Source organism: Nocardioides sp., assembly GCF_035547795.1.
Taxonomy (GTDB): Bacteria; Actinomycetota; Actinomycetes; order Propionibacteriales; family Nocardioidaceae; genus Nocardioides.
The window spans coordinates 1-21,314 of the sequence record NZ_DASZUF010000223.1 but is presented as its reverse complement, the minus strand read 5'-3'; the positions used below and the strand labels follow the sequence as shown (position 1 = coordinate 21,314).

Here is a 21,314-nt window from a genome sequence, read left to right as displayed (position 1 = left end):
CAATCACCGGTAACGACGACGTCGCAGGTCCGACGAGGAAACCACGACGAGAAGGAACACCACCACCATGACGATGACTGACCCGATCGCAGACATGCTGACCCGTCTGCGCAACGCCAACCAGGCGTACCACGACGCGGTGTCGATGCCTTACAGCAAGCTGAAGGCCGGCGTTGCGGAGATCCTCCAGCAGGAGGGTTACATCACCAAGTACGAGGTGATCGACCCCGCCGAGGGCGAGGTCGGCAAGACGCTGACGATCACCCTCAAGTACGGCCGCAACCGGGAGCGCTCGATCGCAGGCGTCCGCCGCATCAGCAAGCCCGGCCTGCGGGTCTACGCCAAGCACACCGGCCTGCCGAAGGTGCTCGGCGGCCTGGGCGTCGCGATCATCTCGACGAGCCAGGGCCTGCTGACCGACCGCCAGGCGAACCAGAAGGGCGTGGGTGGGGAAGTCCTCGCCTACGTCTGGTGATCAGGGAAGGAGAGAAGAACATGTCGCGTATTGGCAAGCTCCCCGTCCCGGTCCCGGGCAACGTGGACGTGCAGATCGACGGCGCGGTGGTGACCGTCAAGGGCCCGAAGGGCACCCTGAGCCACACCGTCGCCGCCCCCATCACCGTGGAGAAGGGTGAGGGCGTCCTGGACGTCAAGCGCCCCGACGACGAGCGCCTGAGCAAGGCCCTCCACGGCCTGACCCGCACGCTGGTCAACAACATGGTCATTGGTGTCACCGAGGGCTACGAGAAGAAGCTCGAGATCGTCGGCGTCGGCTACCGCGTGCTGTCCAAGGGCCCAACCGAGCTCGAGTTCCAGCTCGGCTACTCGCACCCGATCAACTTCAAGGCGCCCGACGGCATCACCTTCACCGTCGAGGGCCCGACCAAGTTCGGTGTCGCCGGCATCGACAAGCAGCAGGTCGGCGAGGTCGCGGCCAACATTCGCAAGCTGCGCAAGCCCGAGCCGTACAAGGGCAAGGGCGTTCGTTACGCCGGCGAGAACGTCCGCCGCAAGGTCGGAAAGGCTGGTAAGTGACCATGGCGATCTCGCTGTCGAACAACAAGCACACCGCTGCCAAGGTCAAGGCGCGCCTCAAGCGCCAGGTCCGTGGCCGCAAGAAGGTCGCCGGCACTGCCGAGCGTCCGCGCCTGGTGGTCACCAAGTCGGCCAAGCACATCTCCGTGCAGCTCGTCGACGACCAGGTCGGCAAGACCCTCGCCTATGCCTCCACCATGGAGGCCGACCTGCGCGCGGGCGGCGGTGACAAGACCGCCAAGGCCAAGCAGGTCGGCGAGCTGGTCGCCTCGCGCGCGAAGGCCGCGGGCATCGAGGCGGTCGTCTTCGACCGCGCCGGTAACAAGTACACCGGGCGCATCGCGGCGCTTGCTGACGCCGCGCGCGAAGCCGGCCTGACCTTCTGATCGCAAGAGCAGAGAGAGTAGAGGAAAGTCTCATGAGCGGAGCCCAGCGCGGACAGCGCGGTGGCGAGCGCCGTGGTCGCGACGACCGTCGCGGCAACCAGGGCGCCGAGAAGACCGCCTACATCGAGCGCGTCGTTGCGATCAACCGTGTCGCCAAGGTCGTGAAGGGTGGTCGTCGCTTCAGCTTCACCGCCCTGGTGATCGTCGGTGACGGTGAGGGTCTGGTCGGCGTCGGCTACGGCAAGGCGAAGGAAGTTCCCGCGGCGATCGCCAAGGGTGTCGAGGAGGCGAAGAAGCACTTCTTCCGCGTCCCCCGCATCCAGGGCACCATCCCGCACCCGGTCCAGGGCGAGAAGGCCGCCGGCGTGGTGCTGCTGCGTCCGGCCGCCCCCGGTACGGGTGTCATCGCCGGTGGCCCGGTGCGTGCCGTGCTCGAGTGCGCCGGGATCCACGACGTACTGAGCAAGTCGCTCGGCTCGTCCAACCAGATCAACATCGTCCACGCGACCGTGGCCGCCCTCCAGCAGCTCGAGCAGCCGGAGTCCGTGGCCGCCCGCCGTGGGCTCTCGGTCGAGGAGGTCGCTCCGGCCGCGCTGCTCAAGGCGCGCGCCGAGGTCGCTCCGGCCGCCGCGGGGGTGTCGGCCTGATGGCTCAGCTCAAGGTGACCCAGAACAAGGGCCTCGTGGGCCTGAAGAAGAACCAGCGCGAGACCCTGCGCACGCTCGGTCTCAAGCGGATCAACGACGTGGTCGTCAAGGAGGACCGCCCCGAGATCCGCGGCATGGTCAACACCGTCCGTCACCTGGTGACGGTCGAGGAGGTCGACTGACATGACGCTCAAGCTGCACAACCTGAGCCCGGCCCCCGGTGCCAAGACCGCCAAGACCCGCGTGGGTCGTGGCGAGGGCTCGAAGGGCAAGACCGCCGGCCGCGGTACCAAGGGCACCAAGGCCCGCTACCAGGTTCCGGTCGCCTTCGAGGGTGGCCAGATGCCGATCCACATGCGGCTCCCCAAGCTGAAGGGCTTCAAGAACCCCTTCAAGGTGGAGTTCCAGGTGGTCAACCTCGACAAGATCAGCGAGCTGTTCCCGGAGGGTGGCGCCGTCACCCCCGAGAGCCTCGTGGCCAAGGGCGCGGTCCGCAAGGGCCAGCCGGTCAAGGTCCTCGGCCAGGGCGACCTGACCGTGAAGGTCGAGGTCAGCGCCGACGCGTTCTCGGGCTCCGCCAAGGAGAAGATCGAGGCCGCCGGCGGGACCGTCACCGTCCTGTAAGAGGTACGTCGTCGACGCGAGCGCGGTGAGGGGCAGTCACACCAGACAGCCCCTTCCGCGCTCGCGTCGTCGTATGGCCTGTTAGGCTCACCGAGGTTCTCGCGGTCCCCCTGCAGAGGCCTCATACCTGGTTGTCGAAAGAGGAACTTGCCGTGCTTGCCGCCTTCGCCTCCGCGTTCCGCACGCCGGATCTGCGACGAAAGCTGCTCTTCGTCCTGCTGATCATCGTGATCTTCCGGGCGGGTTCCCAGATCCCCGCTCCCGGGGTGAATGTCGCGAACGTGCGCGAGTGCATCGACGCGACCAAGAGCGGGTCGGGGGCGGGTCTGTACAACCTGGTCAACCTGTTCTCCGGTGGCGCGCTGCTGAAGCTGACGATCTTCGCGCTCGGGATCATGCCCTACATCACCGCGAGCATCATCCTGCAGTTGCTCGTCGTGGTGATCCCGCGGCTGGAGGCTCTCAAGAACGAAGGCCAGTCCGGGCAAACGAAGATCACCCAGTACACGCGTTACCTCACGCTGGGCCTGGCCGTGCTCCAGGCCACCGGCATTGTGGCGCTCGCCCGCTCGGGCGCGCTGCTCTCCGGCTGCTCCCAGCCGCTGCTGCACTCGCAGGGGACCAAGACCTTCCTGGTCATGGTGGTCACCATGACCGCCGGCACCGCCGTGATCATGTGGCTCGGCGAGCTCATCACCGACCGCGGCATCGGCAACGGCATGTCGATCCTGATCTTCACCCAGATCGTGGCGACGTTCCCCTCCGCCCTGTGGGCCGTCAAGCAGGAGCGCGGCTGGTGGACCTTCGGCATCGTCATGATCATCGGGCTGGCACTGGTCGCGGCCGTCATCTTCATCGAGCAGGCCCAGCGCCGCATCCCGGTGCAATATGCCCGGCGGATGGTCGGACGGCGGATGTTCGGCGGATCCTCGACGTACATCCCGCTCAAGGTCAACCAGGCCGGCGTCATCCCCGTCATCTTCGCCAGTTCGCTGCTGTACCTGCCGGCCATGGCTGCGCAGTTCAACTCCAACAGCAGCGCGGGCTGGGTCTCCTGGATCGAGACGTACTTCGTCAAGGGCGACCACCCGATCTACATGGCGGCGTACTTCCTGCTCATCGTCTTCTTCACCTACTTCTACGTCTCGATCACCTTCAACACGACCGAGGTGGCGGACAACATGAAGAAGTACGGCGGCTTCATCCCCGGGATCCGGGCGGGCAAGCCGACCGAGGACTACCTGTCCTACGTCCTGTCCCGCATCACACTGCCCGGCTCGCTCTACCTCGGCGTGATCTCACTCGTCCCGCTGATCGCGCTCGTGCTGATCAACGCCAACCAGAACTTCCCGTTCGGGGGCACCTCGATCCTGATCATGGTCGGCGTCGCCCTCGACACCGTGAAGCAGATCGAGAGCCAGCTGCAGCAGCGCAACTACGAAGGATTCCTCCGCTGATGAGGTTGTTGATCATGGGTCCGCCGGGCGCGGGCAAGGGCACGCAGGCGAAGTTCATCGCCGAGCACTTCGGGATCCCCGCGATCTCGACCGGCGACATCTTCCGCGCCAACGTCTCGCAGGGCACGCCGCTGGGCGTCGAGGCCAAGCGCTACATGGACGCCGGCGAGTACGTGCCCGACGAGGTCACCAACCGGATGGTCCGCAACCGCATCGACGAGCCCGACGCCGAGCACGGGTTCCTGCTCGACGGCTACCCGCGCACGCTGTCGCAGGTGGAGGAGCTCGACGGGATGATCAGGCACACCGGCCACCAGCTCGACGCGGTGGTGGTGCTGACCGTCGACCAGGACGAGATCGTCCAGCGGCTGCTCCAGCGCGCCCAGACCGAGGGTCGCGCCGACGACACCGAAGAGGTGATCCGTCGCCGCCAGGAGGTGTACGTGGAGCAGACCCAGCCGCTGATCGAGGTCTACAAGCAGCGCGGGCTCGTGCACGAGATCGACGGGCTCGGCGAGGTCGATGAGGTCACGAAGCGGATATTCACCGCGCTCGACGTCGTACCCGAGTCCTGAACGCTCATGACGCACGCTGCCTGCGTTGTCGTCGCTCGACGGCCCGCAACGACGCTCCGCGCCGTGACTCCCTCGCGCGGCACACGTACACGAGCAAGCTCGGCACGTGGCCTCGCTCGGTCGTCTTCGCTTGAAGGCCGCCTTCGCTCCTCCGCCTTGGCCCCGCACGCCCTGAGCGTCCAGGAGCGCTGATGGGACTGCGCGACCGCGGCGTTGAGATCAAGACGCCCGAGCAGATCGACGCGATGCGCCGGGCCGGGCTGGTGGTCGGTCAGACGCTGGAGACGCTGCGTGCCGCGGTGCGGCCCGGCATCTCCACCGCCGAGCTGGACGCGATCGCCGAGGACTCGATCCGCTCGCGCGGCGCGACGCCGTCGTTCCTGGGCTACCAGGACTTCCCGGCCTCGATCTGCGCCTCGGTCAACGACGAGGTCGTGCACGGCATCCCGGGGGACCGGGTGCTCGCCGAGGGCGACCTGATCTCGATCGACTGCGGTGCCATCGTCGAGGGTTGGCACGGCGACGCCGCGATCTCGGTCGCGGTGGGCACGGTGTCGCCCGAGGTGACCCGCCTGATGGAGGTCACCGAGGCCGCGATGTGGCGCGGCATCGCCGCCGCCCGGCTGGGCGGTCGGGTCACCGACATCTCGCATGCGATCGAGGGCTACGTCAAGCGCAACGGCCGTTACGGCATCCTCGAGGACTACGTCGGCCACGGCATCGGCTCAGCCATGCACCAGCCGCCGAACGTGCCCAACTTCGGCCGCCCCGGCAAGGGCCCGAAGATCGTCGAGGGCCTGGCCCTGGCGATCGAGCCGATGATCACCCTCGGCACCAAGGAGTCGATCGTCCTCGACGACGAGTGGACGGTGATCACCGCCGACGGCTCCTGGGCCGCCCACTTCGAACACACCATGACCGTCACCTCGACCGGCACCTGGGTGCTCACCGCGCTGGACGGTGGCGAGGAGATGCTCGGTCGGCTGGGCGTCCCCTTCGGCGGGCGCGGTTGACCATGGCCGAGCCGAGCCGATCGCCGCTCACTATCGGCCTCGCGATCACCGCGCTGCATGTGATCCACATCGTGGAGTACTGCCGAGCGCACAACCTCGAGCTCGACCATCTGCTGGCGCGAGAGGCGCCGCAGTCGCCGCGGACGATGCCCTGGATCCGTCGTACCTGCGAGGTGCTCGGCTCCCCGGAGCCGGTGACGGGACGATTCGTCCTGACGGGGGAGGAGAGCTCGCTCCAGGACGACTTCGAGATCGTCGAGCGACTGTTGGCGGGCGAGGGTGACCGGCCGATCAGGATCGTGTCCGGCGGATTCCACCTGCCGTTCCTGTGGTTCCTCGTCGAGCGGTACGCCGACCGGATCGAGGGTCTCGTCCTCGTCGACGAGGGCGTCGGCACGTTTGCCAGTCCCATCGGCAACCGCAACCTGGTGCCGGAGCTGCTCCAGCAGGTCCACTCGGCGGAGTTCGAGCGTGCGTTTCAGGCGTTCTCAACGTTTCCGGCGACGTTCTACAGTCGCTACCCGCTCAGTACACAACTGCGTTCGATCGACGTCCTCGAACCGGTCGATCCGAGCGTCCTTGCTGGTCTCTTGGAGCTGGGGCAGGCGGTGGCCTCCCCGGCTGTGTATTTCGTAGGTTCACCTCTGCACGTGCTCCTCGGCGACCCCGGCCGAGATGTGGAGCTCACGTCACTTGCGTTACATCTGGTACGGCGACAGCACCCCGGTGCTGATGTCGTGTACATCCCGCATCGTGATGAGCAGCCGGAGAAGCTGCACAGGCTGGAGGCGTTGGTCGAGGTCCGGCCGTTGGGTCACCCGATCGAACTGGAGGGCCTGATCAGCGGTGTGGCTCCGAAGCGGCTCGCGACGTTCAACAGCAGCGCCGCCATCTCCTACGGCATGATCGATCGAGACGTCGAGATCGATGTCTTCGTCGTCCCGGACGAGCTGCTCGGGGCGCGCTACGTCGAGCCGGTCCACGCCGGCCAGGCACTCTTCGAGAGGCTACTCGAGGGACAAGTGGCGTTCCACAGCCTCGATACGGTCGCGGTGCCGGACTATTCACTTCTTCCGATCGTCGACGTCACCGTCGTCCTTGGCAGTGACGGTGAGGCAAATCTGCAGCCGAAGGAGGTCGCCCTCGAACAGGCCGCGGCGCAGGTCGCCTTCGCACGGCGCCTCGATGCGGACGGCCGGCTGATCTACGTGCCCGAGCTGGGCGAGAGCGCCTGGAAGCGCGAGGAACTGGCCGGCCTCGTCGAGGTGGAGCAGCGTGCCCTGCCGGCGGAGTTGCTGCCCTTCGAGTGGGGCTTCGTGCCCCGCCGCGTCGTGACGCTGCGAGCGGCGTCTCTCGCGAAGTTCGCCGGCGCCGCCCGAGGAGAAGTCGTCGGATGGGTGCTGCGGCCGCCGCGCACCGGATACGACCTCGAGGAGGCCGCCCTCGATGCGGCCCACCAGGTCTTACGCGACCAGCTCGGTGACTCCCTGCGCTGGGAGGCGCTTCCGGTCGAGTCGGTGCCGGCCGAGGAGGCACTGATCGCGACTCAGCGACGCTACACGCGTGATGTTGCCGCCCTGCGAGGTCGGATTGAGGACCTCGAGCGGCAGCTCGCGGCGGCGACGCATCTTGCCGAGGAGAGACTCGCTCACATCGGCGAGATCGGTCGGAGCCTGCGGCAGCACGACCCCGTCATCAGGTCGATGACGGCGCGGATCGAGGAGCTGGAGAAGCAGAACGCCAAGCTCCGCGCCACCCGCGCCCGGCTGCGGAGGCGACTGGAAGCGGCGGAGCAGAGGCCACGCCAGCGGTCGACTCGTCTGCGTCGACTGCTCGGTCGGCTGGGCGTCCCCTTCGGCGGGCGCTAGCCCCGTCCTGGGGTAGTTCGGGGAGAAGCGGTCGTAATACTCGCGAGTAATAGACCGTTTCTCCCCGAACTACCCCGGGCCGTGCCCGCGCCGATTGCGGCCGAGTCAGCCCGCGCAGACCGGCGATGAGGCGGTCGACTGGGCGGTGCTGGCGGCTGCGGCGCGGACCAGGGTCACCTGGAGACACAGCCGGCCGGTGTGACGCAGCTTGAGCGACGTGGTGTCGGTGCGGCCCTGGCGGCCGGTGCTGGTCTCCTGCCAGACGTACGTGTCGCCCGGCTGGGCGCCGCCGGGCACCGTCCAGCGGAACCGCACCTGCTTGCCGGCGACAGCGGCGGTCACCTGCGGCGTCGGGGGCGTCGTCGCGGCACCGGTGATGGCCGAGCCCGGCGTCGTTGGCCCGGTCGTGGGTTCGCCGCCCTTGCCCTTGTCACCGCCTCCGCGGATCAGCAGCGCGCCGAGGATCACCGCCGCGACGAGTACGGCGGCACCGCTCCACAGCCAACCGCGGTGGCGGACCTGGGCGGGCGCCGGCACCGCGACCGGGGCTCCCCCGGTCGGCTGGGCGGCGGCGACGCTGACCGGCTTGACCCGGGTGGCGTCGTCGGAGGCCTCCTGGGCGGCGTACGACTGGGTCGACTCGACCGCGACCGGAGTGCGGGTGTAGCCGAGCGCGGCCTCGATCCGCTGCAGCGACCGCGCCACCTCGAGCGCCGACTGCGGCCGGTGGGCGGGATCCTTGGCCAGGCACTGCTGGAGCAGCCGCTCCAACGCCGGGGGTACGTCGGGCCGCTGCGTGGCCGGCGGCGGCGAGTGCAGGATCCGGGCCACCAGGGCGCGGTCGGAGTTGTCTCCGTGCGGGGCCGCGTAGGGGGAGCGACCGACCAGCAGGTTCCAGATGGTGGCGCCCAGGGAGTAGACGTCGGAGGCGACCGAGCCGTGCGAGCGTCCCTCGATGAGCTCCGGAGGAGCCCACGGGTAGGACATCCGCACCTCGCTCTCGGCGTCGACCTCGTGCACCAGCCCGGCGATCCCGAAGTCGGTCAGTGCGGGCTCGGAGTAGGTGGTGACGAGCACGTTGGACGGCTTGATGTCGCGGTGCAGGATGCCGGAGCGGTGTGCGGTCTCGACCGCGCTGGCCAGCTTGACCCCGGTGGAGAGCGCCTCGGCGACGCCCAGCGGGGTCGCCCGCACCCGTGCGCCCAGGTCCGGCGGCGGGCAGTAGCGCATCACCAGGAACGGTCGCCCGTCCTCGGTCTGGCCGGCGGTGAGCACCGAGACGATGTAGGGGTGGTCGGCCAGCCGCGCCATCGCGTCGGCCTCGCTGCGGAACAGCTCCTTCTCCCGGTCGGAGAGGACCAGGTCGGCGCGGACCACCTTCACCGCCACCCGCTGGCGCGGCCACTCCTGCTCATAGAGGAGTACGTCGGCGAACCCGCCCGTGCCGAGATGCTGGACGAACGTGAAGCCGGGGAGTTGCGGGTGGGTCACCGGAGGCCTTTCCGAGAGGGGCGATGCGGTCAACTGGTGGCGAGGACGAAGGTCACGGGGAAGTCGCCGGCCAGATCCAGGGACTGGCCGGGTTCGAGCACGTGCGGGTCGTGAGCGCGCAGCCGCACCGGGTCGCGGCCGGGGGAGCGCAGCGTGGTGCCGGCGCTGGAGCCGAGGTCGCGGGCGACCACGTGCCAGCCGTCCAGCTCGACGAGCAGGTGCTTGCGGGAGAGGTGGGTCAGGTCGGCGGGCAGCTCGACCAGGTGCGGCCAGGGCTCCCCGTCGGGGACGGGCGCCGGCCGGCGGCCGAGCACCGCGCCCCGGTCCAGCAGCACCCGCTGACCGTCGGCCAGCAGCAGCGAGCCGAGCGGTGGGCGCGGGACCCGCAGCGGCTCCTGGCCGGGCGGCACCGGGGCGCCGCAGCTGCGGCAGGTCGGCTGTTCGGGTGGGGTGAAGTGCCCGGCCGGGCAGCGTACGGCGGGCACCGTCACCCCGGTCGGCTGACGCAGCGCCGAGGGCTGGCCGGCGCCCGCGACGACCGTCCAGCCGTCGTGGTCGTCGCTGGGTCGTGCCACGCGGACGCGGGTGCGCTCGAGCGGCGCCTGGCCCGCCTGCTCGTCCGGCTCCGCGCCCGGCGTCGGGGCCGATTCGCGTCGGGCCGGCGGCGGCGCGGACTGGTTGCGGATATGCGCAGGCACCTCGGTGATCAGCCGCGGCTCCTCCTCGCTCACCCGACCATCATGTCCGATCCGGCAGTTGGGAGGTTTCGATCGGTCCCGATCTCGGTAGAAGGACTTCCGTGGGGATTCCTCGGGTGCGCGGTCGGCTGTGGCTGGCGCCGTACCTCGCGCTGGCCCTCGTCGTCGCCGGGATCGTGGTCTTCGCGGTGCGTGCCGAGGGCTACGACACCCACAAGGCCGAGCTGAACGACGGTGGCGTCTGGGCGACCAACTCCACGCTCGGCTACTACGGCCGGGTCAACAAGCCGATCGGCCAGCTCGACGGCGCGCTCTTCGCCCGCACCGACGCCAGCCTCGACATCGTCCAGGACGGCGCCGCGGTGGTCGGCGTCGACTCGGCCGGCGGCTCCATCTCCACGATCGACCCCGCCACCGTGGCCGTGCCCAGCGGCTCGACGGCCCAGGTCGCGCCCGGCAGCCAGGTCCAGATGTACGGCGGCACCCTCGCCGTACTGGACCCGCAGACCGGCAAGGTCTGGGCGATGCGGGTCGACACCGATACCGGCGATCCGCTGGTCAACGCGCTCGACAACGGGACCAAGCCGACCGCGACCGTGGGCGGCGGGGCGGCGTTGGCGGTCAGCACCAGCGGCCGCGTCTTCGTCGTCTCGTCCGGCTCTGACCGACTCACCACGCTGACCCCGAGCGGCGGGCGGTTCACCCGCACCACCACGAAGCTGGCCCACCGCCCGGGCCGCGGCAGCACCCTGACGGCGGTCGGGGACCGCGCGGTGCTGCTCGACCCGGCGGCCGCCACCCTGACGGTCGTCGGGGGCGGCCACGCCACGATGGCGGCCGACGCCGTACTCCAGCAGCCCGGACCGGACGCCTCCTCGGTCCTGGTCGCGGACGGCGACAGTCTGGTCGAGGTCGACCTGGCCAGCGGGAGGACGCAGACGGTGGCCCACGACCTGGCCGGGTCGCCGGCGGCTCCGGTGCGGCTGGGCGCGTGCGAGTACGGCGCCTGGGGCGGCGCGGCCGGCCTCGTCGTCACCCGGTGCGGCCACGATCCGGCGCAGGTCGGCCAGCTCGGGCCGGGCACGACCAACAACCTGGTCTTCCGGGTCAATCGCGGCCAGATCCTGCTCAACGACGCTACCAGCGGCGCGATCTGGAACGTCGACTCCAACCAGCCGACCCGGCTCGACGACTGGGAGTCGTTCCAGAAGAAGATCGTCCAGCAGAAGAAGAACGACCAACAGCAGACCCAGAGCCAGGGCGACCGCAGCCCGCCACGGGCGAAGCCCGACCAGTTCGGCGCCCGGCCGGGCCGGGCGACGGTACTGCACCCGCTGGACAACGACTCGGCGCCGGCGGGTCGACTGCTGTCCATCTCGGCGGTGCAGGACGTCCGACCCGCGGGCGCCGCCGTCACCGTCAGCCCGGACGGCCAGACGGTCGAGATCGCGATGCCGGCCAAGGCGTCCACCACCACGTTCGAGTACTACATCAACGACGGTCGGCAGGGGGTCTCGGCGCACGCCACCGTGACGGTCACCCCGCGCAGCGACGGCCAGAACGGTCCGCCGGCGCTGCGGCCCGGCTACCAGCCGCAGAAGTGGGTGGTCCCGGCCGCCGGCGTGCTGACCATCCCGGTGCTGCCGGACTGGCGCGACGATGCCGACGGCGACCCGCTCAGCCTGGCCTCCGCCAAGGTGGTCAGCGGCCCCCAGGGCGCCTCGGCCCGGCCCACCTCCACCGGTGAGATCCGGTTCAGCGCGCCCGCCAAGGGCGGCGACGTGACGATCGAGTACGGCGTCACCGACGGCATCGCGCCACCGGTCACCGAGCAGATCCAGGTGCACGTGCAGGCGCCGACGGACCGACAGGCGCATCCGGCCACCGCCGAGCCCGACGTGGTCGTCGGCCAGGTCGGCAAGGCGATCACCATCCACCCGCTGGACAACGACCTGCCGGGCTCGGACCCGATCACCCCCGATGCCTCGCTGAAGATCGCCGGCAAGGTCACCTCCAGTGGCGGCGGCACGGTCGCCACCGACGTGGCCGCCGGCACCATCACGTTCCGCTCCGACCAGGCCAAGACCTACTTCCTCAACTACGACGCGGCGTTCGGCAACGCGCCGTTCTCCCGCGGCCTGGTCCGGGTCGACGTGCGGGCGGCCGACCACCCGCCCAAGCCACCGGTCGCCATGCCCGACAGCGTGACCGTCTACGGACAGTCCGCCGCGATGGTCGACGTACTGGCCAACGACGTCGACCCCTCCGGACAGGTGCTCGTGGTGCAGGGTGCGAGCGCGACCACGAGCGGACAGCTCGACGTGGCCGTCGTCGACGGCCGCTGGGTGCGGGTGGCGGCGACCCGACCGGATATCAGTCCCGACCCGCAGGTCGTGCACTACACGATCAGCGACGGCACCCGCTCGGGCGTGCAGGGGGACATCGTCGTCACCCAGCGGCCGGCGCCGCAGGACGACACGCCCGTCACCCAAACCGACCGGGTCACCGTGCGCGCCGGCAGCGGCACCCAGGTCTCGGTGCTCGACAACGACTTCAGCCCCGACGGCGACCCGCTGCACCTGGTCTCCGACGTCGGCGGCTCCGGCACGGCCGCCGGCCAGCTGCAGGTGCAGGGCGCCAGTGACCAGAGCGGACCGGCCGGCTCGGCGTACGTCAGCGGCAAGACGGTGCGCTACAACGCGCCGGCACAGGTCAGCCAGACCGAGACGATCACCGTCCACTACGTCGCCGCCAACGCCGCCGGGCAGACCGCGCCCGGCCTGCTCCAGGTAACGGTGGTGCCCGCCGACCATCCCAACCAGCCGCCGGAGCCGACGGTGCTCGAGGGCCGGGTCGTCGCCGGCGACCAGGTCCGGCTGCAGCTGCCCGGGTCCGGGCTCGACCCGGACGGCGACCCGGTCACGCTCACCGGCATCACCTCGGCGCCGACGCTGGGCCGAGTGCTGCGCGCCGGCGCCGACTCGCTGGTCTACCAGGCATTCCCGGACAGCGCCGGCACCGACGAGTTCAGCTACACCGTCGCCGACCCCTACGGCGGTACGGCGACCGGCACGGTGCGCGTGGGCGTGGTGCCACCGGTGGTGCCCTCGCCTCCGGTCGCGGTCGACGACACCATCACGGTGGCGCCGGGCCGGACCGCGACCGTCGACGTACTGGCCAACGACGAGGTGGCCGCCGCCGACCGGGTCACCGTCTCGCTGGTCAAGCCGGCGCCCAAGGGCGTACACGTCGATGCCGACACCGGCGAGATGACGATTCCCGCGCCGCCGACCGCCAACGGCCGCGAGGTGCAGGTCAACTATTCGATCAGCAACGGCGTGGCCAGCTCCCAGGCGACCGTCACGCTGCGGACCCAGGAGGGCTACAACAACCCGCCGGTGGTCTTCGACGCCTACGGCACCGACCCGACGGGCGGGGCGAACGCCGAACGGGTCAGCGTGAACGTGCTCAAGGGTGCCTACGACCCCGACGGCCCGACCTCCGCGCTCAAGGTGAGCAGCGTGCAGGTGCCCGCCGGCATCGCCGAGGAGGTCTCCGGCGGAACCGTCACCGTCGACCGAGCCACCCGGCCGATGGTGGTGCCGTTCGTGGTCACCGACGCCGACGGGGGAGCGGCCACCGCCGAGCTCTACGTGCCGCCGAAGGGCGACGCGACGCCCTACGTGCGCTCCGACGGGCTGATCAAGCTCGACCCCGGCGCGACCGCCAGCGAGAAGCTCGCCGACTACGTCGTCAATCCCGCCGGGGGCCTGGTGTCCTTCACGCTGAAGAACCAGATCTGGGCGGCACCCGCCGGCGACCTGAGCGCGAGCATCACCGGGAACGGCTCGTTCACTGTGCACGCCGCCAGCGGCTATCAGGGCCCCGGATCGGTGAGCTTCGAGGTAACCACCGGGTCGGTGACGGCGATCCTGACCGTGCCGGTGCAGGTGGGCAGCACCAAGCCGGTGCTGCGCTGCCCGTCCGACCCGATCCCGGTCGCCCAGGGGCAGACGATCATGCTCGACGTGGGCGCGATCTGCCACGTGTGGACCGCGACACCGGGGCAGTCGCTGAGCTACGCCGCGGACTGGAAGACCTCCGCGAGCGGGCTGGCCATCGTGAATGCCCGGGGGTCGCAGGTGAGCGTGGCCGCGGACGCCGGCGCCACGCCCGGCACGTCGGCGACCCTGCAGTTGACCGCCGACGGCAGCGACCCCGGCTACCTGCCCATCACCGTCGTCGCGGTGCCACCGCCGACCCTGTCGCCGATCTCGATCGCCGACCTCAAGGCCGGCGAGACCCGCACCATCGACCTGGCGCCGTACCTGCATGCCGGGGTGCCCGTGCCGCAGCCGCAGATCGTCTCGGTCAGCCAGCTGACCTCGCTGGACGTCAAGGCGTCCGCGAAGGGCTCCGCGCTGACCCTGGCGGCGGGCCCGAAGGTCAACGGTCAGGCGCGGTTCCGGGTGGTGATGTCGGACGTGGCCGGCAATCCGCCGCCCAACCGCACCGTCGAGAGCACCCTGGACCTGACCCTGCTCGCGCCGCCCGACGCCCCGAGTGCGCCGGTCCCGGGCAAGGACATCCGTGACGGCGAGGTCCAGCTGTCGTGGAATGCGCCGGCGGCCAACGGCTCGCCGATCACGTCCTACGAGGTGCGCGGCGACCACGGCGCGCCGACCACCACCTGCCCGAGCACCAGCTGCACCGTCACCGGGCTGACGAACGGCACCGACTACACCTTCCAGGTGCGCGCGATCAACGCCGTCGGGCCCTCGGACTGGAGCGCGTCCTCGGCCACCGCCAACCCCGACGCGGTGCCCTACCCGGTCACCGGGATCGCCGAGACCGCTGTCGGTGACGGTTCGGTCAGCCTGCGCTGGCAGCCGCCGAGCAACCACAACCGCACCTCGGCGATCACCTACACGGTCACCTATCCGGGCGGCACCCCGATCACCACCACGAAGACCAGCGCGACGGTCTCGGGGCTGAACAACGACGACACCTACCAGTTCACCATCGTGGCGGCCAACGCGAAGGGCTGGACGAGCCAGCCGGCGCAGTCCGCGCCGTACCAGTCGGTCGGTACGCCGGCCGCGCCCGGGGCGCCGGTCATCACCACCACGCCGTCGGCCAACTCCAACGCCGTCGTGAAGGTGAGCTGGGACCCGGTCGACGCCAACGGCCCCGGTCCGGTTCGCTACCGGGTGATCGCCTCGCCGGCGGCCGACGGCGGGGCGTGCACCCAGGACCCCCAGGGCATCACCGGGACCTCGTGCACCTTCTCGAGCATCGCCTACGACGGTACGACGTACTCCTTCAAGGTCGAGGCGATGACGCCGGGACTCAACGGCAACGTGCCCGGCGGCCAGCCTCGCACCGCGACCGGCGCGCCCTCGAGCTGGAAGGCGGTTGGCATCCCGGCGGCGTGGGGCTCGTGGCGCATCTCGCCGACCGGCAACAACAACGAGGTGCGGATCGACCAGTACACCGTGCCGGCGTCGCACGGCGGCGTCACGACGCTGAAGGTCTACCGTGGCAGCCAGCTGATCGACACCCCGAGCAATGCGAGCGGTCCGCTGACCGAGAGCACACCGGACAACGACCAGGCCTACGACTTCCACCTCGAGGTCTGCAACGAGAACGACCAGTGCAGCAAGTCATCGACCCAGTCGGTCACGTCCTATGGCCCGCTGAGCGACAGCGACATCCTGAGCATCACCAGGACAGGCAGCGGCACCGATGTCGGCTGGAACGTCACCGTCGACAGCAACGGCAAGACCGGCGCGACGGTCCGGCTGACCTCGAACCGGGGCAACCTCGCCACCTGGACGACCAGCAATGTCGACGTGCAGACCTTCGCCCTCGCGCCGCGCGACATCGGCTACTCGGCGACCGAGACGCCCACGGTGACGATCTCGCAGAGCGGGCGCGGGTCGGGCAGCAAGACCGGGCCGTCGGTGACCACGCAGGCGCCACCGCCGCCGACCGTCGCCGTGTCCCGCGGTTCGCAGTGCACCGACGCCTCGTGCCCGCCGGCCGGCAACTGCACCGATGCGACCTGCGGTCACGTCAAGGTCACCCTGGCGAACTTCAACAGCACGGCGACGTGCACGATCACGACCAATCCGGCCAACGGTGGCTTCTCTACCCAGCACCTCGGCAACGGGACGACCGACACGTCCTGGTACTACGGCTACCCGAATGGCCAGGTGTCCGTGACCTGCACCGCGGGCTCGCAGTCGGCGACCGGCTCGACGAACTGGCCGACCACCGGCTACTAGCACCATCGACAGGAGCATCACGTGACCATCACCCACGAGCAGGCCGCCTGGTTCCGCCAGACGTTCGACACGCTCACCGACGCCATCGAGCAGGCGGTGCTCGGCAAGCGTCATGTCGTGCGGCTCGCGCTCACCTGTCTGCTCTCCGAGGGCCACATCCTGCTCGAGGACTACCCCGGCACCGGCAAGACGATGCTGGCGCGGGCGCTGGCCAACTCGGTGCAGGGCAGCCATGCCCGGATCCAGTTCACCCCCGACCTGCTGCCCAGCGACGTCACCGGCGTGACCGTCTACGACCAGCACAAGGGCACCTTCGAGTTCCACCCCGGGCCGATCTTCCACACCATCGTGCTGGCCGACGAGATCAACCGGGCCTCGCCCAAGACCCAGTCCGCGCTGCTGGAGGTGATGGAGGAGGGCCGGGTCACCGTCGACGGCGTGGCCCGTGAGGTGGGGCAGCCGTTCCTGGTCATCGCCACCCAGAACCCGATCGAGCAGGCCGGCACCTACCGGCTGCCCGAGGCACAGCTCGACCGCTTCCTGATGAAGACCTCGATGGGCTATCCCGACCGGCAGGCCACCATCGAGCTGTTGGTGAACGCGAAGGTCCGCGACCGGGCGGCGCTGGTCAAGCCGGTCATCACCGCGACCGCGATCGCGCAGATGAGCGAGCTGGCCGACGAGGTGTACGTCGACCCCGCGGTCGTCTCCTACGTCGCCGAGCTGGCCGAGGAGTCGCGGCGGGCCCAGCACGTCCGGCTCGGGCTGTCCGCACGCGGCTGCCTGGCGCTGATCCGGGTTGCCAAGACCTGGGCGGCCGCGGATGGCCGCGACCACGTGGTGCCCGACGACGTGAAGGCACTGGCGGAGCCGGTGCTGTGCCACCGGCTGCTGCTGGACGCCGAGGCGCAGTTCAGCGGCGTCAGCATCGAGTCGGTCATCGAGCGGCTGCTGCAGCAGGTGGTGCCGCCCACCGACCGGGTGGCCTGATGGCCTCTCGCCCGCCCAGCCTCCGCTCCGCCGCCCGCACCCTGCGCGGCCGGCTGCTCCGGGTGCCCGAGCAGTGGGTGCGGATTCCGGGCGCGTCGCGTGCGGTCGGGTCGGCTGCGCGGGTGCTGGGCGTGGTCCGGCCGACCGGCTGGCTGCTCGCCGTCGCCGGTGTGGTGGTGCTCCTGGCCGGTGTGCTGCTGCACTGGGCGGAGCTGGCGATCATCGGGGTGGCTGCCCTCGTCGTACTCCTGCTGGCATTGCCGTGGCTGGTCGGTCGCACCCGGGTGCGTGTCGAGGTGCTGCTCGATCCCGACCGAGTGACCGCGGGGCGGAGCGTGATCGCGTCGCTCACCGTGACCAACCTGGCCGCGGCGCGGATGCGCTCGCTGCTGCTCGACCTGCCGATCGGGGCGAGCCTGCAACGCTATGACCTGCCCGGGCTGGCGGCGGGGGAGACGCACGAGGAGACGTTCACGATCCGCACGCAGCGCCGCGGCGTGATCGCCATCGGTCCGGCGACCACCCGACGCGGCGACCCGCTCGGGCTGGCCTCGCGCGACCTGCGCTGGACCCCTGTGCAGGAGATCCTGGTGCGGCCGCCGATGGTGCCGCTGGAGGCACTCGGCGGCGGGCTGCTGCGCGATCTCGAGGGCGTCTCCACCGAGAGCGTCTCCCAGGCGGACCTGGCCTTCCATGCGCTGCGCGAGTACGTCCCCGGCGACGACCTGCGGCACGTGCACTGGCGCTCCTCGGCCAAGCTCGGCGGCACCGCGAGCGGGGCCGGCCTGCTGGTGCGGCAATACCTCGACACCCGGCGCAGCCACGCCACCCTCGTCGTCGACGACGACCGGGCGGCATGGGGGAGCGACGAGGACTTCGAGACGGCGATGGAGGTGACCGCCTCGGTCGTCGTACGGGCGCTGCTGGACGAGTTCCAGACCACGGTGGTGTGCGGCGACCACGCCGGCGAGGGGCAGCGCGCGCTCGACACGGTGTGTCGGGCCGGCTTCGGGTCGCATGGGCTGGTCGCGGCCGCGCGGGCGGCGGCGCGGGCCGCTTCGGACACCAGCCTGCTGTTCCTGCTCGGTGGGGTGGGGACGACCGTGGAGAAGTTCCGCCGGGCGGCGTCCTCCTTCGAGCCGGAGGTACGTCGCATCGCCATCCGGGTCGAGCCCGGCATCACCAGCACCGTCTCGGCGGCCGGCGACCTGACGATCCTGCATCTGCCCAGCCGCGACGACCTGGCCGCGCTGCTGCGCTGGAGCCTGACGTGACCCGGCTGCGCGACCTCGGCCTCCTGGTGCTGCTGGGTGGGCTGGCGCTGCTGGCGTGGGCGCCGACGTTCAGCGGCTGGTGGTTCCTCGTCGTCGGGGTGCTCGGGCTGCTGCTCGGGGTGGCCGCGACCGAGGCGTCGCGCTGGAGGGGCTGGCCGATCGCGGCGCCGATCCTGATGGCGCTGGTGCTGTTCGTGCTGGTGGGTGGGCCGCTGTGCCTGCACCGTGCGTTCGCGCCGGTGACCCTGCTCGACGAGGCGATCCGGGGCTGGAAGGACCTGCTCACCACGCTACCGCCGGTCGACGGGACCGGCCGGCTCCTGGTGCTGCCGTGGTTGCTCGGGCTCGGCACCGGCCTGGTCGGCGGGTTGCTGGTCGGCCTGCGACCGGCCGCGCTGCCGGTGCTCGCGCCGCTGGCGTTGCTGGCCGGGGTGATTCTGCTCGGTGTCACGCGCCCGCAGTCACTGCTGCTGGACGGTGCCGTGATGGCGGCGCTGGCCATCGCCTGGGTGGCACTGCGGGTGAACGACCGCGCGGTGCACGTCGGACGCAGCCGAGCGGCGGTGGCCCGGCGCGGCGCCGCGGGCGTGGTCATGCTCGCCGTCGCCGGCGCGGTCGCGCTGCCGGCAGGGCACGCGTTCGCCGGCGGCGGACGGGTGGTGCTGCGCAGTCACGTCGTACCGCCCTTCGACATCGGCCGCTACGCCTCGCCGCTGTCGTCGTTCCGTCGCTACGTCGACGAACACGGCCAGCCGGACCCGACCAACCTCTACGACAAGACTCTTTTCACCATCACCGGCGTGCCGGCCGGCACCAGGGTGCGCTTCGCCGCGCTGGACCACTACGACGGCACCGTCTGGGCGGCCTCGTCGCAGCCGGGGCCGGACTCGTTCCAGCGGGTATCGAGCACGATCGAGAACCCGACCGTCGGGAAGAAGGTGGACGTCACCGTCACGCTCGGGCAGGGGTACGGCGGCGTCTGGCTGCCGACCGTCGGCGCACTCCAGTCGATGCACTTCGACAACGACGACCCCTCGCTCAAGGCCGATTCGTTCCGCTACGACCTGGCCACCTCCACCGGGATCGTGCCCACCGGCCTGGCGCCGGGGGACCGCTACCACTTCACCGGCGTGCTCGGCCAGGACACCCTGACCAAGGACACGCCGCCGTCCGCGGACCTGACCGACAACAGCACCGCCGCGGCGTTCCTCGACACCCAGGCGACCCAGTGGTCGGCGGGCGCGTCCGAACCGATGCAGCGTGTCTTCGCGATCGCGGACTACCTCAAGACCCACGGCAAGTACTCCGACGGCGTCGGCGCGGCTGAGCGGATGTACCACGCCGGGCACTACATGAAGCGGCTCTCCGACGACTTCGTGAACGCTCCGATCATGGTCGGGGACGACGAACAGTACGCCGCGACCATGGCGCTGATGGCCAACCGGGTCGGCGTCCCCGCCCGCGTGGTGATGGGCGCCATCGTCCCGGCCGGGGGCGTGGTCAAGGGCGCCGACGTGCACGCCTGGGTGGAGGTCGAGGCCGCCGACGGCACCTGGCGGACGCTGCCCACCGACGACTTCATGTCGCACGACAAGCCCGCCGACCAGCCGCCGCAGCAGCAGGAGCAGCTCAGCGGTTCGGTCGTCCCGCCGCCTGCCCCGGTGCCTCCGCCGTCGGACGCCGGCCAGTCGAACGACACGGAGCTGCGCGCCAAGAACAGCGACAAGCACGACCACGGCGGTGGCGGCTTCCACCTGCCGGGCTGGCTGGTCGTGACCCTGGTCGCGGTCGGCTCGCCGCTGCTGCTGGTCGCCCTGGTGATCGGGGCCATCCTCGGCGCGAAGGAGCTGCGACGCCGGCGACGGCGCAACGCCCCACGGGCCTCGGCCCGGGTCGCCGGGGCGTGGCGCGAGCTGATCGACCATGCCCGCGACCTCGGCCATCGCCTGCCGGTCGACGGGGCAACGCGGCGCGAGCAGGCCGGCCTGTTCGGCGTACCCGCCGGGCATGAGCTGGCCCGCGACGCGGACGCGCTGGTCTTCGGGCCGGTCCCACCCGCCGACGAGGAGGCCGCCGCCTACTGGCAGGCGGTGGACGAGGAGCGGGCCCGGCTCAGCCGGGGCGTCGGCTGGTGGCCACGGTTCAAGGCCGCGGTCAACCTGGTCACCTTCCGACAGCGATGGGCCGGCGAGGCAGCACCTGCGCGAGAGCGGGTCCGGTCAGGCTGACGGGTCCTCGATCGGGTGGCGGGATGGCTTGTAGTCCCAGGCCTTCTCGATCGGCCACGCGGCAATCTCGCGGATCTCGTCCTCCACCTCGCGGCCCAGCCGCTCCCCGAGCTCGACTGTCAGGCGACCGGCCAGGATCTGATTGATGCTCGGGATGTACCGCAGTGCGCCCATCGTTGCCTCCTCACGGTCCGACTTCATGAGGGTAACTCCTCCTCTTCCTCCTGCGTCACCGCGCGGACGATCGCGAAGGCAAGGCCGGCGTCGGCCTCGTCGATGATCGGCGACCTGACCAGTGCCGCCAGGATCTGCAGACCGGCACGGCGGCGCGTGACCCGCGTCGGAGAGCGCGACCTCGGCCGCCCATCTGACGAACCCATACGACTCGCTCCTTCCTTGTCTCCGGCCCACCTCGGTGGCCGCGCGCCGGGTCACCATCAGGCTCACCAGCGTGAGCGCCGAGCTGAGCGCGATGCCGAGGAACGACCACATGGCTCAAGTCAACGCGACAGCACCGACCCTCACGAGCGAGCCCGGTAGGACCTGTGGAGAACGCCGTCGCCAACAGCCCCTGTGGATGACAAGTGGCCGGAACAAGCGGGCCACCGACCGGGTTGAGAGCAGACGTGCAGCTCTCCGTGCTCGATCTCGTGCCCGTCCGCAGCGACCAGGCCTCCGCCGACGCGGTGGCGGCCTCCCTCAGCCTGGCGAAGGTCGCCGACGAGCTGGGCTACACGCGTT

General features: G+C 70.6%; 17 protein-coding genes. 14 read left to right on the top strand and 3 right to left on the bottom strand.

The genetic code is table 11. From position 1 onward, the window contains the following. Positions 1-67 precede the first annotated feature (67 nt). From rpsH to VHA72_RS16415, 10 genes are all read left to right on the top strand, one after another. On the top strand, positions 68-475 hold the full coding sequence (gene rpsH, locus VHA72_RS16460; protein ID WP_325577152.1) for a 30S ribosomal protein S8: 408 nt from the start codon (positions 68-70) through the stop codon (positions 473-475). A 20-nt stretch (positions 476-495) separates the two neighbouring features. Further along, the gene (rplF, locus tag VHA72_RS16455) at positions 496-1,035 is read left to right on the top strand and encodes a 50S ribosomal protein L6 (RefSeq protein WP_325577150.1); all 540 of its coding nucleotides are present in this window, start codon (positions 496-498) and stop codon (positions 1,033-1,035) included. Between the two features lie 2 nt (positions 1,036-1,037). Next, a complete protein-coding gene (rplR, locus tag VHA72_RS16450) occupies positions 1,038-1,421 on the top strand; it encodes a 50S ribosomal protein L18 (RefSeq protein WP_325577156.1) in 384 nt (127 codons plus the stop codon). A gap of 32 nt (positions 1,422-1,453) precedes the next feature. Next, the gene (gene rpsE, locus VHA72_RS16445) at positions 1,454-2,068 is read left to right on the top strand and encodes a 30S ribosomal protein S5 (RefSeq protein WP_325577149.1); all 615 of its coding nucleotides are present in this window, start codon (positions 1,454-1,456) and stop codon (positions 2,066-2,068) included. Beyond that, entirely contained in the window at positions 2,068-2,250 is a 183-nt protein-coding gene (gene rpmD / locus VHA72_RS16440) for a 50S ribosomal protein L30 (protein WP_225282794.1), read from the top strand. The genes rpsE and rpmD overlap by 1 nt, the downstream gene beginning before the upstream one ends. Position 2,251: 1 nt before the next feature. Further along, positions 2,252-2,692, top strand: a complete 441-nt coding sequence (rplO, locus tag VHA72_RS16435; RefSeq protein WP_325577148.1) for a 50S ribosomal protein L15 — start codon at positions 2,252-2,254, stop codon at positions 2,690-2,692. A 152-nt stretch (positions 2,693-2,844) separates the two neighbouring features. Then, complete coding sequence (secY, locus tag VHA72_RS16430) at positions 2,845-4,149, top strand: preprotein translocase subunit SecY (protein WP_325577147.1); 1,305 nt, start codon at positions 2,845-2,847, stop codon at positions 4,147-4,149. Then, positions 4,149-4,724 (top strand): adenylate kinase, encoded by a 576-nt coding sequence (locus VHA72_RS16425; RefSeq protein WP_325577146.1) that lies wholly within the window; start codon positions 4,149-4,151, stop codon positions 4,722-4,724. The genes secY and VHA72_RS16425 overlap by 1 nt, the downstream gene beginning before the upstream one ends. Before the next feature lie 191 nt (positions 4,725-4,915). Continuing rightward, entirely contained in the window at positions 4,916-5,737 is an 822-nt protein-coding gene (map, locus tag VHA72_RS16420; protein WP_414689810.1) for a type I methionyl aminopeptidase, read from the top strand. Positions 5,738-5,739: 2 nt separating this feature from the next. Next, entirely contained in the window at positions 5,740-7,605 is a 1,866-nt protein-coding gene (locus VHA72_RS16415) for a hypothetical protein (protein ID WP_325577145.1), read from the top strand. A gap of 105 nt (positions 7,606-7,710) precedes the next feature. Here the strand turns inward: VHA72_RS16415 and VHA72_RS16410 are convergent, their stop codons facing one another. Together VHA72_RS16410 and VHA72_RS16405 are read right to left on the bottom strand one after the other, a co-directional pair. After that, entirely contained in the window at positions 7,711-9,096 is a 1,386-nt protein-coding gene (locus tag VHA72_RS16410) for a serine/threonine-protein kinase (protein ID WP_325577144.1), read from the bottom strand. A 29-nt stretch (positions 9,097-9,125) separates the two neighbouring features. Beyond that, positions 9,126-9,827, bottom strand: a complete 702-nt coding sequence (locus VHA72_RS16405) for an FHA domain-containing protein (RefSeq protein ID WP_325577143.1) — start codon at positions 9,825-9,827, stop codon at positions 9,126-9,128. A gap of 68 nt (positions 9,828-9,895) precedes the next feature. Here VHA72_RS16405 and VHA72_RS16400 point away from each other — a divergent pair, with 68 nt between their 5' ends. The 4 genes from VHA72_RS16400 to VHA72_RS16385 are packed head-to-tail and all read left to right on the top strand — an operon-like array spanning position 9,896 to position 20,573. Next, positions 9,896-16,081, top strand: a complete 6,186-nt coding sequence (locus VHA72_RS16400; RefSeq protein ID WP_325577142.1) for an Ig-like domain-containing protein — start codon at positions 9,896-9,898, stop codon at positions 16,079-16,081. A 21-nt stretch (positions 16,082-16,102) separates the two neighbouring features. Then, positions 16,103-17,071 (top strand): AAA family ATPase, encoded by a 969-nt coding sequence (locus VHA72_RS16395; protein WP_325577141.1) that lies wholly within the window; start codon positions 16,103-16,105, stop codon positions 17,069-17,071. After that, positions 17,071-18,345, top strand: coding sequence for a DUF58 domain-containing protein (locus VHA72_RS16390; protein ID WP_325577140.1), 1,275 nt, complete (start codon positions 17,071-17,073; stop codon positions 18,343-18,345). The genes VHA72_RS16395 and VHA72_RS16390 overlap by 1 nt, the downstream gene beginning before the upstream one ends. Beyond that, positions 18,342-20,573 carry a transglutaminase-like domain-containing protein gene (locus VHA72_RS16385; RefSeq protein ID WP_325577139.1) on the top strand — a complete coding sequence of 744 codons (2,232 nt, stop codon included), beginning with the start codon at positions 18,342-18,344 and terminating at the stop codon, positions 20,571-20,573. Before VHA72_RS16390 ends, VHA72_RS16385 begins: the two co-directional genes overlap by 4 nt. Here the strand turns inward: VHA72_RS16385 and VHA72_RS16380 are convergent. Further along, a complete protein-coding gene (locus tag VHA72_RS16380; RefSeq protein ID WP_325577138.1) occupies positions 20,565-20,747 on the bottom strand; it encodes a hypothetical protein in 183 nt (60 codons plus the stop codon). The genes VHA72_RS16385 and VHA72_RS16380 overlap by 9 nt on opposite strands. Positions 20,748-21,314 lie beyond the last annotated feature (567 nt).